At 64.6% G+C, this 13938-nt stretch carries 14 protein-coding genes; 9 read left to right on the top strand and 5 right to left on the bottom strand.

Going from position 1 to position 13938, the window contains the following annotated elements; translation table 11 throughout:
• Window position 1: 1 nt before the first annotated feature.
• On the bottom strand, window positions 2-1453 hold the full coding sequence (locus tag B6V76_RS07375) for a trehalose-6-phosphate synthase (RefSeq protein ID WP_088727067.1): 1452 nt from the start codon (window positions 1451-1453) through the stop codon (window positions 2-4).
• 343 nt (window positions 1454-1796) lie between these two features.
• On the opposite strand from B6V76_RS07375, the gene B6V76_RS07380 reads away from it, so the two are divergent.
• From B6V76_RS07380 to B6V76_RS07405, 6 genes are all read left to right on the top strand, one after another.
• Complete coding sequence (locus tag B6V76_RS07380) at window positions 1797-2852, top strand: AI-2E family transporter (protein WP_088727068.1); 1056 nt, start codon at window positions 1797-1799, stop codon at window positions 2850-2852.
• Window positions 2853-2885: 33 nt separating this feature from the next.
• A complete protein-coding gene (locus B6V76_RS07385) occupies window positions 2886-3695 on the top strand; it encodes a hypothetical protein (RefSeq protein WP_077701143.1) in 810 nt (269 codons plus the stop codon).
• A gap of 146 nt (window positions 3696-3841) precedes the next feature.
• The gene (locus B6V76_RS07390; protein WP_141104895.1) at window positions 3842-4753 is read left to right on the top strand and encodes a cytochrome ubiquinol oxidase subunit II; all 912 of its coding nucleotides are present in this window, start codon (window positions 3842-3844) and stop codon (window positions 4751-4753) included.
• The gene (locus tag B6V76_RS07395; RefSeq protein ID WP_088727070.1) at window positions 4750-6870 is read left to right on the top strand and encodes a cbb3-type cytochrome c oxidase subunit I; all 2121 of its coding nucleotides are present in this window, start codon (window positions 4750-4752) and stop codon (window positions 6868-6870) included. The genes B6V76_RS07390 and B6V76_RS07395 overlap by 4 nt, the downstream gene beginning before the upstream one ends.
• Complete coding sequence (locus tag B6V76_RS07400; RefSeq protein ID WP_075776303.1) at window positions 6867-7487, top strand: cytochrome c oxidase subunit 3; 621 nt, start codon at window positions 6867-6869, stop codon at window positions 7485-7487. Before B6V76_RS07395 ends, B6V76_RS07400 begins: the two co-directional genes overlap by 4 nt.
• The gene (locus tag B6V76_RS07405) at window positions 7484-7795 is read left to right on the top strand and encodes a cytochrome C oxidase subunit IV family protein (protein WP_075776304.1); all 312 of its coding nucleotides are present in this window, start codon (window positions 7484-7486) and stop codon (window positions 7793-7795) included. Before B6V76_RS07400 ends, B6V76_RS07405 begins: the two co-directional genes overlap by 4 nt.
• Window positions 7796-7800: 5 nt before the next feature.
• On the opposite strand, the gene B6V76_RS07410 is transcribed toward B6V76_RS07405, so the two are convergent.
• Genes B6V76_RS07410 through B6V76_RS07420 form a run of 3 tightly spaced genes read right to left on the bottom strand, consistent with a single transcriptional unit; the run spans window position 7801 to window position 10353 of the window.
• On the bottom strand, window positions 7801-8562 hold the full coding sequence (locus tag B6V76_RS07410; RefSeq protein WP_088719147.1) for a 5-oxoprolinase subunit PxpA: 762 nt from the start codon (window positions 8560-8562) through the stop codon (window positions 7801-7803).
• Window positions 8555-9586, bottom strand: a complete 1032-nt coding sequence (locus tag B6V76_RS07415; protein ID WP_088727071.1) for a biotin-dependent carboxyltransferase family protein — start codon at window positions 9584-9586, stop codon at window positions 8555-8557. Before B6V76_RS07415 ends, B6V76_RS07410 begins: the two co-directional genes overlap by 8 nt.
• Window positions 9583-10353, bottom strand: coding sequence for an allophanate hydrolase subunit 1 (locus B6V76_RS07420; RefSeq protein ID WP_088727072.1), 771 nt, complete (start codon window positions 10351-10353; stop codon window positions 9583-9585). Before B6V76_RS07420 ends, B6V76_RS07415 begins: the two co-directional genes overlap by 4 nt.
• Before the next feature lie 135 nt (window positions 10354-10488).
• On the opposite strand from B6V76_RS07420, the gene B6V76_RS07425 reads away from it, so the two are divergent.
• The 3 genes from B6V76_RS07425 (at window position 10489) to B6V76_RS07435 (ending at window position 13368) form a co-directional block, all read left to right on the top strand.
• Entirely contained in the window at window positions 10489-11454 is a 966-nt protein-coding gene (locus tag B6V76_RS07425) for a TRAP transporter substrate-binding protein (RefSeq protein ID WP_088719150.1), read from the top strand.
• Between the two features lie 84 nt (window positions 11455-11538).
• Window positions 11539-12063, top strand: a complete 525-nt coding sequence (locus tag B6V76_RS07430) for a TRAP transporter small permease (protein ID WP_088721989.1) — start codon at window positions 11539-11541, stop codon at window positions 12061-12063.
• A gap of 3 nt (window positions 12064-12066) precedes the next feature.
• Entirely contained in the window at window positions 12067-13368 is a 1302-nt protein-coding gene (locus B6V76_RS07435) for a TRAP transporter large permease subunit (protein ID WP_088727073.1), read from the top strand.
• A 19-nt stretch (window positions 13369-13387) separates the two neighbouring features.
• Here the strand turns inward: B6V76_RS07435 and B6V76_RS07440 are convergent, their stop codons facing one another.
• The gene (locus B6V76_RS07440; protein ID WP_088719151.1) at window positions 13388-13897 is read right to left on the bottom strand and encodes a winged helix DNA-binding protein; all 510 of its coding nucleotides are present in this window, start codon (window positions 13895-13897) and stop codon (window positions 13388-13390) included.
• Between the last annotated feature and the right edge of the window lie 41 nt (window positions 13898-13938).

Consider the following 13938-nt stretch of genomic DNA (forward strand, 5'->3'; position numbering starts at 1 on the left):
ATCAGACCTCCTCCTTTGAAATAGAGCGGCGCGCGCCCGGGTCGAATTCCCGGCCCTCTTCTTCGTCCCGAAGCCATTCGGCGGCGCGCCCGGTAATGCGCAACGCGGGTGTGCAGGCGGCGAGCCAATTGAGGAAGCTGCGCGCCCAGATCCGCGTATCGGTCGCCTCGACTACCTTCAGGCAGGCGGTATGGCGCGCCTGACGCTCCTCGAGCGGCATCGTGAGCGCCCGGCGGATCGCGGCCGCCGTCTCGTCGACGTCATGCGGGTTGACCAGCAGGGCCTCGGTCATGTCCTCTGCGGCGCCCGCGAAGCGCGACAGCACCAACACGCCCGGATCTTCCGGGTCCTGTGCCGCGACATATTCCTTCGCCACGAGGTTCATCCCGTCCGCAAGCGGCGTGACGAGCGCGGCCCGTGCGCCGCGCAGCAACCCCGCGATCTCGTCGCGCGGCACGGGGCGGTGCAGGAAACGGATCGGCGCCCAATGGACCTCGCCGAAGCGCCCGTTCACCTGCCCCGCGATCTGCTGCAGGTCGGTGGTGATCTCCTGATAGGCCCGCACGCTTTCGCGCGACGGCGGCGCGATCTGCACCAGCGAGGCGCGTGGCCCCGTGTCGTAGGTCCCCAGATAGCGCTCGAACGCGCGGAAGCGTTGCGGCAAGCCCTTGGAGTAGTCGAGCCGGTCGACGCCGATGACATAGGCGTCGCCGAACAATTCGTGCGCGGGCGGCGGCGCGCAGTCCTGCGCCGCCCGGGCGAAACTCTCAGCCGAGATACCGATCGGAAAGGACCGGACGGATACCTCCTGCGCGCCGAATTTGATCGCGCCGTCGGGCAACATTTCTGCCCTCGGATCGGCGCGGAACATCTCGAGACAGCGCGCCACGTCGGCCCGCGTCTGCAACCCGACGAGATCGTAATGCGCCAGCCAGCGCGCGAAGGCGGGCGGATCGGGCAACACGTCGAGATCGGTGATGTTGGGGAAAGGGATGTGAAGGAAAAAGCCGATGCGATTGGTTACGCCGTGGCTGCGCAGCTCCTCGGCCAACGGGAAGAAATGATAGTCGTGAATCCAGATGTGATCTTCGGGCGAAATCACCTCGGCCATCTGCTGCGCGATGCGGCGGTTCACCCGGAGGTAGCCCTCGTCGAAGCTGCGATTGATCTCGACCAGATCGGTGCGGTGATGCGCGATCGGCCAGAGCACGGAATTGGCGAAGCCGAGGTAATAGGCCTCGCGGTCTTCCTCGGTCAGACGGAAGGCGAGCTTGTCGTATTGGGTGCCCCCCATATCGATGAGGGCGGGCTCTTCGGACCCGATCTCGGGATGCGCGCCGATCCAGATGCCGCCCTTTTCGCGCAGCGCCTCGTGGAGCGCCACCACGAGCCCACCCGAGGGCGTCGCCTCGGAGGGAATGCGGTTGGACACGACGATGAGACGGGCGGGCATGACTGAAAAAACCTCCGGATTGAACGAATGGTGACGGCTGTCACGTCTGAAATATTCGTCCGCTCAACGCCCCCTTGAAGCGCGCAGTTCCGCCCGATGGCGGAGCGTCGGCAAAAAAGTTTAGGCGATTAACATAAGACATTCCGAACTTTTTGTTCGGGTACATTTTTTCATATCTTTTCATCTTGTTCCAAGAAGTCCGGGAAAAACAGCATGCTTCGCGCGCGTACGAGGGGACGCCAAAGCGGGATGACAATTCACTTCCGCAGTGTCGCGCGCACGGAACCTCGACGGAGGCGACTGGTTGGCTTTTCAACAAGCGAAACCTGCCACGGAGAGCGACATGTCACACCCGGCTCAACCCCGCACCGAAGACGCGCGTCCGGCGCCGCGGGGGCTGCGCGCATGGGTCACGCGCGAGCGGATCGCCTTCTGGCTGCCGATCGCGATTTTCCTTCTGCTGGTCCTGATCGCTCCCCATATCCTGCTGCTGATCTTCGCAGGGCTGCTCATCGCGGTTTTTCTGCGCATGGGCGGGAACGCGATCGCGCGCAGGCTGCGTATTGGCGAAGGCTGGGGGCTCCTGATCTACGCGCTGCTGCTGATCGGGCTTGCGGTGCTGTTCTTCGTATATGCGGCGCAGGGGCTGTCAGACCAGCTCGACCAGTTGCTGAGCGCCCTGCCCGAGGCACGAAAGCAGGCACAGCAATTCATCGACTCGCATGGCTGGCTGCATTCCTTCACGCGGTCGATCGATCTGGGCGCGATGGCGCCGTCCGGCGAAGGGGCCGCGACGACCGTGATGGTGTCGATTGGCATGCTCGGGAACGCGTTGCTGATAACCTTCATCGGTGTCTACGGCGCGGTAGAGCCGCAGCTGTATCGGCGCGGGATCGCCGCGCTCTTTCCGGCCTCTGACCGCGACTGGATCGTCGCGAGTTTCGCGACCGGCTGGGCGGCGCTGTCTGGCTGGCTCTTCGCGCAGATGATTTCGATGACGGTGATCGGCGTGCTGACCTTTATCGGCCTCTGGGCGCTGAACGTGCCGCTGGCCGCGATCCTCGCGATCCTCGCAGGGCTTCTGACCTTCATTCCCAATATCGGCCCGGTCCTGTCAGCGATCCCCGCCATGGCGATGGGTCTGACGGTGAGTCCGATCACGATGCTTTGGGTCGTGCTGCTCTATCTCGGCGTTCAGGCGCTCGAGAGCAATGTCGTCACACCGCAGATCCAGGAGAGGGCGATGTCGCTGCCGCCGGCGCTGGTGATCGCGTTCCAACTGCTGATGGGCAGCTTCTTCGGCATCCTCGGGCTCGCGCTCGCGACGCCTCTGCTCGCGGTCCTGATGCTGATGACGCGGCGCCATTACCTGCCGCTCGTCAGGCCCGAGACCGCCTGACCACCTTTCCTTTCCATCCTTCCGGAGCTTTCGTTGACCACTTTCCTCATCCTCCTCGGCGCCGCCCTCGTCGCGATTTCACTTTGGGACATCCTTCTGTGCGCGTTGGGCGCAGGACAGTCCGGGGCGCTCTCGCGTGCCGTCGCGCGGTTCGGCTTCGCGCGGATGCGCACGATTGGTCACACGCGGATCGCGCATCGGATTTGCGGACCGGTGACGATGGCGTGGCTGGGCGCGGTCTGGATCGCTGCGGTCGCCTTTGGCTGGAGCCTGATCTTCTTCGCAGCGAGCCGATCGCTCGAAACGACAAAGGGCCTGCCTGCGGCGAGCTTCGCCGACAGCCTCTCCTACGCCGGGCACCTTCTTTCGACGCTGGGCGGCGGCTACGCCAACCCCGCGGGCACCGGCTGGTCGCTGATCTCGGTCATCACCGGGGTGACGGGAATGCTGGTGCTTACGCTGGCGGTGAGCTTTGTCTTCTCCACCACGCAGGCGGCAGCGCAGGGCCGCGCGGTGATGGCGCTGGCTGAGGTATTTCCCCCGGGCTCCGACGAGTTCACCGGGCAGTTCCTGCCGCAATTTTCCAGCTACGTCGCACAGGTGAAATCCATTCCCTTCGCCCTTTTCTACAGCACCGCGCGGCCGCAGAGGAGACTGCCGCGCGGGATCTACCGCCTCTGGAGAGACGCACGCCTGACAGAGACACAGCGCCGCGCGCTCCGGATCATCCTGCATGAAATCCCCGGGCTGGAGGAGGTCGCTCCCGAGCGGTTCGACGGCGCGCTTCTCGACTGGGCGATGCGCCACGACCTGTGCCCGAACGAGATGAGGCGCAGCCAATGACACACAGCCTCGCAGGACCAAGAAACGCGCATAACGTGGAGCGGCCCGCATGGTTCCGTGAAAAAAACGTGTTGGGCAGCCGAACTTGTCCGACGAGGAGGTCGGTCTACCGTTTCCGCACACCCCCTTGTGCACGCGAGTTTGCCATGTCCCTTGCCGCATCGATCCGCAGAGCCCCCCTCCTTTCCGGAGCGGTCTTGGCCGTCTGGATGGGCTGGGGCTGGACCGGCGCGGGAGAGGCGCGAGCAGGGAGTTTTCTCGACCCGGCCGGGCCGATCGCCTCCGCTCAGGTTACTCATCTGAAGATCATCCTGATCCTCATGGCGATCGTCGTGATCCCGGTTTTCGCGGCGACCCCTTGGTTGATCCGGCGATACCGCTACGGACGCTCGAAGGGCGAATACCGCCCCGACTGGTCGTTCGCCACGGTGTTCGAAATTCTGGCCTGGGGCGTGCCGATCCTGGTCGTGCTGATGCTTGCCGTTTATCTGTGGCAGCGGACCCACACGCTCGATCCTTACAACCCGGTGGCGGGCAAGGCAGGCAAGCCGCTGGTCGTCGATGTGGTCGCCTACGACTGGAAATGGCTGTTCCTCTATCCCGAAGAGGGCGTGGCGAGCGTGGGCGAGCTGGCCTTCCCTGCCTCGCGCCCGCTCGAGCTGCATCTGACCTCCGACACGGTGATGCAGAGCTTCATGATCCCGCGGCTGGGCAGCCAGATCTACGCGATGAAGGGGATGCAGACGAAGCTGCATCTGGCCGCCGACGGCCCCGGCACCTTCGAGGGCCGCAACACGCAGTTTAACGGCGAAGGGTTCTACACGCAGAATTTCAAGGCGAGCGCCATGAACGACGAGGTATTCGCGCGCTGGGTGAAGGCGGCGAAGGCGCGCGGCCTGCCTCTCGACAACAAGGCACGCGCAGCGCTGGAGGAAAAAAGCAACAAGGTCGAACTGGCCCGCGCGCTCGACCAGCCTACCGAGCAGCCGATCCTGTTCTCGACCGCGCCGAGCGGAATGTTCGACGAGATCGCCGGCCTGAAGGAGACGCAACAATGAACACATGGAGCAGCATCTGGGGTTTCCCCTTCGGACGCCTGACGCTGGACGCGCTACCGGTCACCGAGATCGTGCGCGCCGATGGCAGGACCGAGTTGCTCTCCGGCATCACTGGCACTGCCGCTGCGGGCATGGCGGTGCTGGGCTTCGTCGTCGTGGTTATCTTGATCACGGTGAAAGGATGGTGGCGACCGCTCTGGAGCGAGTGGCTGACTTCGGTCGATCACAAGAAGATCGGCATCATGTATATCGTCTTCTCCTTCGTGATGCTGGCGCGGGCGCTGGCCGAAGCCTTCGTGATGCGTAGCCAGCAGGTGGTGGGCCATGACGGCGGTGGGATCGTGATGCCCGACCATTTCGCGCAGCTCTTCACCACCCATGGCACGATCATGATTTTCTTCATGGCGATGCCCTTCCTGACCGGCATGATCAATTTCGTGATGCCGTTGCAGATCGGCGCGCGCGATGTGGCCTTCCCGGTGCTGAACTCGGTCTCGCTGATGCTGACGATCGCGGGCGGCCTGATCCTGATGATCTCGCTGGTGCTGGAGCCCTTCTCGACCGGCGGCTGGTCCGGTTACCCGCCCTATACGGAAGCCGCCTACAACCCCGGCGCGGGGCCGGATTACTGGATCTGGGCGGTGACGCTGTCGTCGATCGGGTCGACTTTCACGGGGCTGAATTTCGCCGTGACGATCTACAAGAAGCGCTGCCCCGGCATGAAGCTTATGCGGATGCCGCTGTTCACCTGGACGTCGCTCTGCACCTCGATCCTGATGATCTTCGCGATGCCGCCGCTGACCATCGCGACGGCGCTGCTCGCGCTGGATCGCTACATGGGCTTCCACTTCTTCACCAATGGGGGTGGCGGCAACATGATGAACTACGCCAACCTGTTCTGGCTGTTCGGCCATCCGGAGGTCTATATCCTCATCCTGCCCGCGTTCGGCGTCTGGTCGGAGGTATTCTCGACCTTCTCGGGCAAGACGCTCTACGGCTACACCGCACTGGTGATCGCGACGATGGCAATCGCGGTGCTGAGCTTCACCGTTTGGGTCCACCATTTCTTCACGATGGGCCAGAGCGCCAATCTGAATGCCGCCTTCGGCATTGCCACGATGACGATCGGGGTGCCCACAGGGGTCAAGATCTACGACTGGATGCTGACGATGTTTCGCGGGCGGGTGCGCATCTCGGTGCCGATGCTCTACGCCATCGCCTTCCTGTTCCTGTTCACCATCGGCGGGCTGTCGGGCATCATTCTGGCGAACCCGTCGGTCGACTACCAGGTCCACAACACGCTGTTCCTCGTGGCGCATTTCCACAACATGCTGATCCCCGGACTGCTTTACGGAATGATCGCGGGCTACACGATGTGGTTTCCCAAGGCCTTCGGGTTCCGGCTCGACGAGAAATGGGGCTACCGCGCCGCGTGGTGCTGGATACTCGGCTTCATGGCCGCGTTCTTCCCGCTCTACGTACTGGGGCTGATGGGAATGCCGCGGCGGATGTCGGGCTATTTCTCCGGACAGTGGCTGCCATGGACGATCATCGCGTTGGGCGGCGCGGTCCTGATCCTCGCCGGTTTCCTCGCGCTGATCGTGCAACTCTGGGTTTCGGTGCGCGATCGCAAGCGGCTGGCCGTGCCGGTAGGCGATCCGTGGGACGGGCGCTCGCTCGAATGGGGCATCCCCGCCCCCGCGCCGGAATGGAACTTCCCCGCCCTGCCCCGTGTCGAGGGCCGCGACGCCTTTGCGACGCTGAAAGCCTCGGGTCATGATCTCGGCCCGCCCGAGGACGGGTTCGAGGATATCTGGCTGCCGAAGAACGCCGCGTTCGGCCCGGTGATCGGGGCGCTCGGCACGGCGCTGGCCTTCACGCTGACATGGTACATGTGGTGGGCGGTTCTGCCGCTTGCGGCGCTGGTGCCGCTGGTGATCATCGCTCAGGGCTTCCGGCGCGACACCGAGAAGCGCGTCCCTGCCGAGGAAGTCCGCAAGGAATGGCGCGCCTTCCGCGAACTGGCCGCACGCACGCCGCGCGTGCCCCGTACGTCCGAATACACCCGCGACAACCGCGGCCACGCCATACCGATGTCGCAGGAGGCCACGCGATGAGCCAGACCACCCGTCATCCCGGCCTCAACCTCGGTTCCAAGCACCAGAGCGCCGACGACCAAGCCGAAACCGAAGTCTTCGGCTTCTGGGTCTTCATGATGTCCGATGCGATCCTGTTCGGCCTGCTGATGGCGACCTATGTGGTGATGCGGCCCAACACGAATGGCGGCCCCGGCCCGCAGGAACTGTTCGAGCTGAAGTCGATCTTCATCGAGACGATGCTGCTGCTGACGTCATCGGTCGCGATCGGCTTTTCGCATCTCGCACTCAAGCACGAGCCGCGCCCGGTGAAGATGGTGCTGTGGTTGCTGATCGCGATGGCGCTCGCGCTGACCTTCGTGGGCTTCGAGATCCACGACTTCCTGAAGATGTTCTCGGAAGGCGGCACACCTCAGCGCAGCGGATTCCTGTCGTCCTTCTTCGCGCTGGTGCCGCTGCATGGGCTGCACGTCACGTTCTCCTGCCTCTGGGCCGTCGCGATCCTAGGGCAGATGCTCGTTTACGGCCTGGACGACCGGGTAAAGCTGTCGATGGTGCGCCTCGCCGTGCTCTGGCACTTCCTCGACATCGTCTGGATCGGAATTTTCTCCATCGTCTATATCGGGGGGCTGGCATGAGCGAACATGACGAAAGACGCCAAGAGGCCCGCAGCTACCTGATCGGCTATGCGCTCGCGCTGGCGCTGACCCTGCCGATCTTCGCACTGGTGGCGTGGGATCTGCTGCCGAAAGTGGCGATCTGGTGGACAACCGCCGTGGCCGCGATCGTGCAGATCGTGGTCCATTTCCGCTTCTTCCTGCATATCCGCCTGAAGGGGCAGAAGCAGGAAGACCTGCATCTGATCCTGTTCACCACGCTGATCTTGCTGCTGATGGGCGGCGGGACGCTGTGGCTGCTGTGGAACCTGCACGCGCGGATGATCTGAGCCGATCAGGCCCCGAAGCGGCCGATCTCGAAGCCAGCCTCGGTCAGGTGCCCGCGCAGTGCCCGCGCCATCGCCAGCGCCTCTGCCCCGTCGCCGTGCAGGCAGACCGTGTCGATCTTGCAGGGGATTTCCTTGCCCGAGGCGGTCACGATCGCGCCCTTGCGCAGCATCTCCTCGATCCGCGCGCCGACCTCTCCGGCGTCATGCAGCACCGCACCGGGCTTCGATCGCGCCATCAGCGAAGCGTCGTCCTCATAGGCGCGATCGGCGAAAATCTCGCCCGCCCAATTGGCCTGCAACTCGCGCGCAACCTGCTCCATCGGGGTCTGCGGCAGAACGACGAGGATGATGTCGGGCTGCACTTTCAGGGCGGCGGAATAGCAGGCCCGCGCGATCTCGATATCCTCCGAGGCCATGTTCGACAGCGCCCCGTGCAGCTTGAAATGCCGCACCGCGCCACCCGCCGCGCGGGCCATCGCCTGCGCGGCGCCCAGTTGATAAGTGACCAGATTCGTCAGCTCCTCGGCGCTGAGCTTGATCCGCCGACGGCCGAAGCCCTGCAGATCCGCAAAGCCCGGATGCGCGCCGATACCGACATCGTTGGCCACAGCTGCGCGCATCGTCTGCGCCATCACATCCGGATCGCCCGCGTGGAAACCGCAGGCGACATTGGCGGAGGTAATGACCTCCATCAGCGCGGCGTCGTTGCCCATGATCCACGGGCCGAAGCTTTCTCCGATATCGGCGTTCAGGTCGATCTTAGCCATTTTCTTCCTCCAATTCGCGCCCTGCCGTCACGCCGCTGATCAATTGGTAGCTGAGCAGGTCATGAATGTCGTGCGGATCGCGGATCAACGGGCGCAGCTTGGCCCGCTGTGCCTGAAGCTGCGCCTCCCAGCGCAGGGCCAAGGCGTCGGCCTCGTCCAGTGTCACCGCTTTGAACCTCAGTTTCGTCCCCGGCGCGGCTTGGGCGATGCGCGGCAGATCGCAGGGCAGCACGGTGCCGATCCGAGGGTAGCCGCCGATGGTCTGGCATTCGGCGAGCAGCACATAGGGCGTGCCCGCGCCCGTCATCTGAATATCGCCCTCGAAGATCACGTCCGAGGCGAGCCCCTTGGCCACGTCCGAGGTCAGCGCAGGCGCATCGCTCTCGAGCGCCACGCCCTGACGGTTACCCTGCCGGGCGCGCGTGAATTCGGTCGTGCTGAGCCGCGCGAAAGTGGCCTCGTCGAACAGGCCCGTCTGCGGTCCCGGGATGATCCGCAACGTGCCGCCCGAGAAACGGTCGTCCTGCGTGAGAACCATCGCGGGCGCGTCGGGCTCGGGGTCCGCACCGAGCGGCAGGCGCGCGTCCGCTTCCAGCGCCGCTCCGATCCCGGCGGCGAGATGCGCCGAGCGGCTGCCCAGCACTTCGGCCGTCTCGATCCCGCCCGCGAAGGTGAGATAGCCGAACATGCCTGCACGTGCGGCACCGATCGACAGCACCTCGCCTGGTTCCATTCTGTGGCTCGCGCCCCAGCGCAGGGGGCGTCCGTCAAGCTCCGCCTGCATCGGCGCACCCGTCAGGGCGATCCGCGTCGGAGCGGTGATCTCGAACCGCCCGCCGCTCACCGCCATTTCCAGCGCGGGAAGCGGTTTGCGCGACCCCAGAAGCGCCGACGCCTCGACCAATGCGAGCGGATCGACCGCGCCACCGCGCGAGATGCCTTGCGCCATGCGACCGGGGCGGCCCATGTCCTGCACGCTCACGCTTGGCCCGACGCTCCGCAGGATCAGCGACCCGCCGCTCATGACCGCACCTCGCAACGCGCGCCGCCCATCGGATCGCCCGCCTTCAAAAGCGCGTCCATCTCGGTGCCGGAGACCGGCGCGAGGCGAACCTCGTCGCCCGCATGCAGCGGCACGGGGTCGGTTTGGTCGGGGCGGAACACATCGAAGGCCGTCCGCGCGATCTGATGCCAACCGGTGGGCGAGGCATTCGCGAACAGCACCAATTGGCGCACCGCCACGCAGAGCGCCCCTTTCGGAACGCGCGGGTTCAGCTCGGAGCGGCGCGCGAGATTCCAATGCTCGGGCAGCAGACCGAGATAGGGTTGACCGGGCGCGAAGCCGATGGCGAGGACGCTCAGCTGGGTCGCCGTGATCTCGTCGATGGCCGCTTGCGGAGAAAGCCCCGCAAGCTTCGCCGCCTCTTCCAGATCGGGGCCGTGTTCGCCGCCGAACGCGACAGGCAAATGCCAGACACGCTGCGCGGGATGCGGCGCGACACTCAGCCAATCGTCCTCGGACAGCAGGGTCTCCAGCCGCTCGGCCATCTCGGCCCGCGTTACCGCCTCCGGATCGAAACGCAGCAGAACCGACACGAGGCTGGGGACGACCTCGCACAAACCGGCCAGATCGCTCTCCGTCACGCGCTGATGAAAGCTCTGCGCCGCCGCAATCGCGTTGGGCTCTGCGACCAGCGCGAACCGCACGAGCAGCCCGTCTCCGCCAGCCGACAAAATCTGCGGGCTATGCGCTTGGGCCGTTCCGGGCCGCAATGCTTCTTCGAGCATCATGTCAGGGCATCTCCACTGGCTCAGACCGCGATTTTGAAACTTATCGTTGACTTTGATTTCATTTTACAGACAATTTGTCAACGTTATGAAAAAGAGGCGGACACGAATTCCGCCGCGACCCGACAGGAGAGAGATATGATCAGATTTGCTGCAAGCTTCGCGGTTGCGCTGGGACTGGGCACAGCCGTTCAGGCGCAGACCTGGGACATGCCGACGCCCTATGGCGACACCACCTTCCACACCGTGAATATCCGCGACTTCGCCGAGGACGTGTCGAAAGCGACCGACGGCAAGCTGGAGATCAAGGTGCATTCCGCGGGCTCGCTCTTCCCGCATTCCGAGATCAAGAACGCAGTGCGCTCGGGTCAGGTGCCGATCGGAGAGTTCTTCCTCTCGACGCTCTCGAACGAAGATCTGGCTTTCGGCGTCGACAGCCAGCCTTTCCTCGCCACCAGCTACGATCAGGCCGAAAAGCTTTGGGAGGCGCAGAAGCCCGTCATCACCAAGCTTCTCGACAAGCAAGGGCTGATGCCGCTGTTCTCGGTGCCGTGGCCGGCGCAGGGGCTCTATACCAATGGCGAGATCAAATCCGTGGACGACCTCGCAGGGCTGCGCTTCCGCGCCTATAACCCGGCGCTGGAAGAATTTGCGACGCTCGCCAAGGCCGCGCCCGTGCAGGTCGAAGCGGTCGACATTCCGCAGGCCTTCTCGACGGGTCAGCTGCAAGCGATGATCACCTCGCCCTCGACCGGCGCGAATTCCAAGGCGTGGGACTTCGTCGACACCTACACCAAGATCGACGCCTGGCTGCCCAAGAACATCGTCGTGGTGAACAAGCGCGCCTTCGACCGTCTGAGCGAAGACGAACAGAAGGCCGTGATGGATGCCGCCGCCACCGCGCAGACCCGCGGTTGGGAGATGTCGAAGAAAGAGGCCGCCGAAAAGACCGCCGAGATGAAGGATAACGGCATGGCGATCGTCGATCCGAGCCCTGAGCTGGAGCAGGGTCTGAAGAAGATCGGCGACGAGATGCTGGCCAACTGGAAAGAAAAGGCCAGCCCCGACGCGCTTGAGGTGCTCAAGGCCTATCAGGGCAACTGAGCCCGCTCGATCCGGGGCCCTTCCGCCACTGCGGGAGGGCCTTTTTCGATGCTCTTCCTCACACAAGCCCTCGGAGTATCCACCATGCGTCGCCTGCTCGATCAGGTCTATCTTCTGTCCGGAGGGATCGCCGCCGTCTCGATCCTCGCGATCTGCCTGCTGGTCACGGCACAGGTCGGGCTGAACGTGCTCGCCCGTCTGGGCGGGCCCGCTCTCTCCTACACGATCCCCTCCTATGCCGATTTCGCGGGCTATTTCCTCGCGACGGCAAGCTTCATGGCGCTGGCCCACACACTGCGCCACGGCAGCCATATCCGCGTCAATCTCGTGCTGACCCGCCTGCCCGCGCGCGGCCAATGGGTCGCCGAGATCGTAGCGCTCGCGCTTGGTTTCGCGGCCAGCGCCTACGCTGTGTGGTTCGCGACCTCGCTGATGCTCGAGAGCCTGCATTACGGCGATATGTCCACCGGCATCGTCGCGATCCCGATCTGGATTCCGCAATGTGCGATGGTCGTCGGGCTTGGCCTTCTGGCGCTCGCCTTCATCGATACGCTGATCGAGAGCGTCCGCGCCAAGCGCCCGGTGCTCGTCGATGATGTTTCGGAGTAAACCATGTCCGATCCGATGACCTTCGCAATTCTTCTGGGCCTGCTTCTCGTGCTGCTCGCAGGCGGCGTCTGGGTGGCGCTGTCTCTGCTGATCGTGGCGCTGGCGGGACTCAGCTTCTTCTCCGGCGCGCCGACCGGGCTCGTCATGGCAACCACGCTTTGGGGCAACAGCCATAGCTGGCCGCTCGCCGCGCTGCCGCTTTTCATTCTGATGGGGGAGATCCTGCTCCGCTCGCGGCTGTCCGAGGACATGTTCTCCGGCCTCGCCCCGTGGCTGGGCCGCGCGCCCGGCCGCTTGCTGCATGTGAACGTGCTCGGCTGTGCGATCTTCGCGGCCGTTTCGGGCTCGTCCGCGGCGACGGCGGCCACGATCGGGCGAATGTCGGTGCCCGAACTCACCCGCCGCGGCTATCCCGAGAGCCTGATCCTCGGCACGCTGGCGGGCTCGGCCACGCTTGGCTTTCTGATCCCGCCCTCGGTGATCCTGATCGTCTACGGCGTCGCTACCGAGCAATCCATCGCGCGCCTCTTCATCGCGGGCATCCTGCCGGGGCTGATGCTGGTCAGCCTGTTCGGCGGCTATGTCGCGCTCCGGGCGTGGATGAACCCCGCGTCGATCCCGCGCGAGGACATCACCCTGAACCTGCGCGAGAAGCTGCGGGCCTCGCGCCGCCTGATCCCGATTGTGATCCTGATCGGCGGCGTGATCGGCTCGATCTATACCGGCGTCGCCTCGCCCACCGATGCGGCGGCCGTGGGCGTAGTCTTTTCGGTGATCCTCGCGGTCGCGACGGGCAGCTTCCGCTGGCGCGACTTCAAAGACGCGCTGTTCTCGGCCACCCGCACCAGCGCGATGATCGCCTTCATCCTGCTCGGCGCCTCGGTGCTGTCGGTTTCGATGGGCTTCACCGGCATCCCGCGCAACCTCGCCGCGTGGATCGGCACCTTCGGGCTGTCGCCCATCGCGCTGCTTGCAGTGCTGACCGTGTTCTTCATCCTGCTGGGTTGCTTCCTCGACGGGATCTCGGTCGTGGTGCTGACCACCTCGATCATCCTGCCGATGGTGGAAGCCGCCGGGATCGACCCGCTGTGGTTCGGCATCTACCTCGTGCTGGTCGTCGAGATGAGCCAGATCACCCCGCCCGTGGGCTTCAACCTCTTCGTGATCCAGGGGCTGACCGGCTACAACATCCTCAAGGTCGCCCGCGCGGCGCTGCCTTTCTTCGGGCTGCTGTTGCTGGCGGTTCTGCTGATTACGCTGGTCCCGGGGATCGTGACCTACCTGCCCTCGCTTATGGGCAACTGAGCCAACGACCCGCGCGACCTCAGAGCGAAGAGGCCGCGCGGCTCGCCTGATCGTAATAGCCAGACAGCACACGCAGGGCGGAGGCGATCTCACGCAGGTCTTCGCCCGCCATACCCCCTTTCTGGATCGGCTCGAGCAAGCATTCCTCGCGCACTTTCCGATAGCGTTCGCACAGATCGCGCCCGCTTTCCGATGTGCGGTAGAACACTTCCTTGCCGCGCTTCTCGGAATCCAGCAGCCCCAGCTTCAACAGCTTGCGCAGCGCATAATTGACCGTATGCGTGTCCTCGATATTGAGCAGGAACGTGATGTCGTTGAGCCGCTTTTCGCGGTCGCGGTGATTGGTGTTGTGCAGCACGAGGATTTCGAGCGGCGAAAGCTCCATCCCCGAGGCCGCCATGCAGCGCTGCATCCATCGCGCGAAGGAGTTGTAGGCGATAATCATCCCGTATTCGAATTCCGAGGCTTCCCAGCCCGGCCCTTCGGCCAGATGGCGGGATGAGACGATGCGGCGTTCTCCTGCGGGCATGAGCGGCACTCTCCTTTCGTGCGTGTACGCCCTCACCTTAT

Origin of the sequence: Thioclava sp. IC9 (genome assembly GCF_002213225.1) — a bacterium.
GTDB lineage: Bacteria > Pseudomonadota > Alphaproteobacteria > Rhodobacterales > Rhodobacteraceae > Thioclava > Thioclava nitratireducens.

Excerpts from the sequence above, each read along its gene's own strand:
- B6V76_RS07375 (WP_088727067.1), bottom strand. The coding sequence starts at position 1,453 with ATGCCCGCCCGTCTCATCGTCGTGTCCAACCGCATTCCCTCCGAGGCG.
- B6V76_RS07380 (WP_088727068.1), top strand. The coding sequence starts at position 1,797 with ATGTCACACCCGGCTCAACCCCGCACCGAAGACGCGCGTCCGGCGCCG.
- B6V76_RS07390 (WP_141104895.1), top strand. The coding sequence starts at position 3,842 with ATGTCCCTTGCCGCATCGATCCGCAGAGCCCCCCTCCTTTCCGGAGCG.
- B6V76_RS07395 (WP_088727070.1), top strand. The coding sequence starts at position 4,750 with ATGAACACATGGAGCAGCATCTGGGGTTTCCCCTTCGGACGCCTGACG.
- B6V76_RS07400 (WP_075776303.1), top strand. The coding sequence starts at position 6,867 with ATGAGCCAGACCACCCGTCATCCCGGCCTCAACCTCGGTTCCAAGCAC.
- B6V76_RS07405 (WP_075776304.1), top strand. The coding sequence starts at position 7,484 with ATGAGCGAACATGACGAAAGACGCCAAGAGGCCCGCAGCTACCTGATC.
- B6V76_RS07410 (WP_088719147.1), bottom strand. The coding sequence starts at position 8,562 with ATGGCTAAGATCGACCTGAACGCCGATATCGGAGAAAGCTTCGGCCCG.
- B6V76_RS07415 (WP_088727071.1), bottom strand. The coding sequence starts at position 9,586 with ATGAGCGGCGGGTCGCTGATCCTGCGGAGCGTCGGGCCAAGCGTGAGC.
- B6V76_RS07420 (WP_088727072.1), bottom strand. The coding sequence starts at position 10,353 with ATGATGCTCGAAGAAGCATTGCGGCCCGGAACGGCCCAAGCGCATAGC.
- B6V76_RS07425 (WP_088719150.1), top strand. The coding sequence starts at position 10,489 with ATGATCAGATTTGCTGCAAGCTTCGCGGTTGCGCTGGGACTGGGCACA.
- B6V76_RS07430 (WP_088721989.1), top strand. The coding sequence starts at position 11,539 with ATGCGTCGCCTGCTCGATCAGGTCTATCTTCTGTCCGGAGGGATCGCC.
- B6V76_RS07435 (WP_088727073.1), top strand. The coding sequence starts at position 12,067 with ATGTCCGATCCGATGACCTTCGCAATTCTTCTGGGCCTGCTTCTCGTG.
- B6V76_RS07440 (WP_088719151.1), bottom strand. The coding sequence starts at position 13,897 with ATGCCCGCAGGAGAACGCCGCATCGTCTCATCCCGCCATCTGGCCGAA.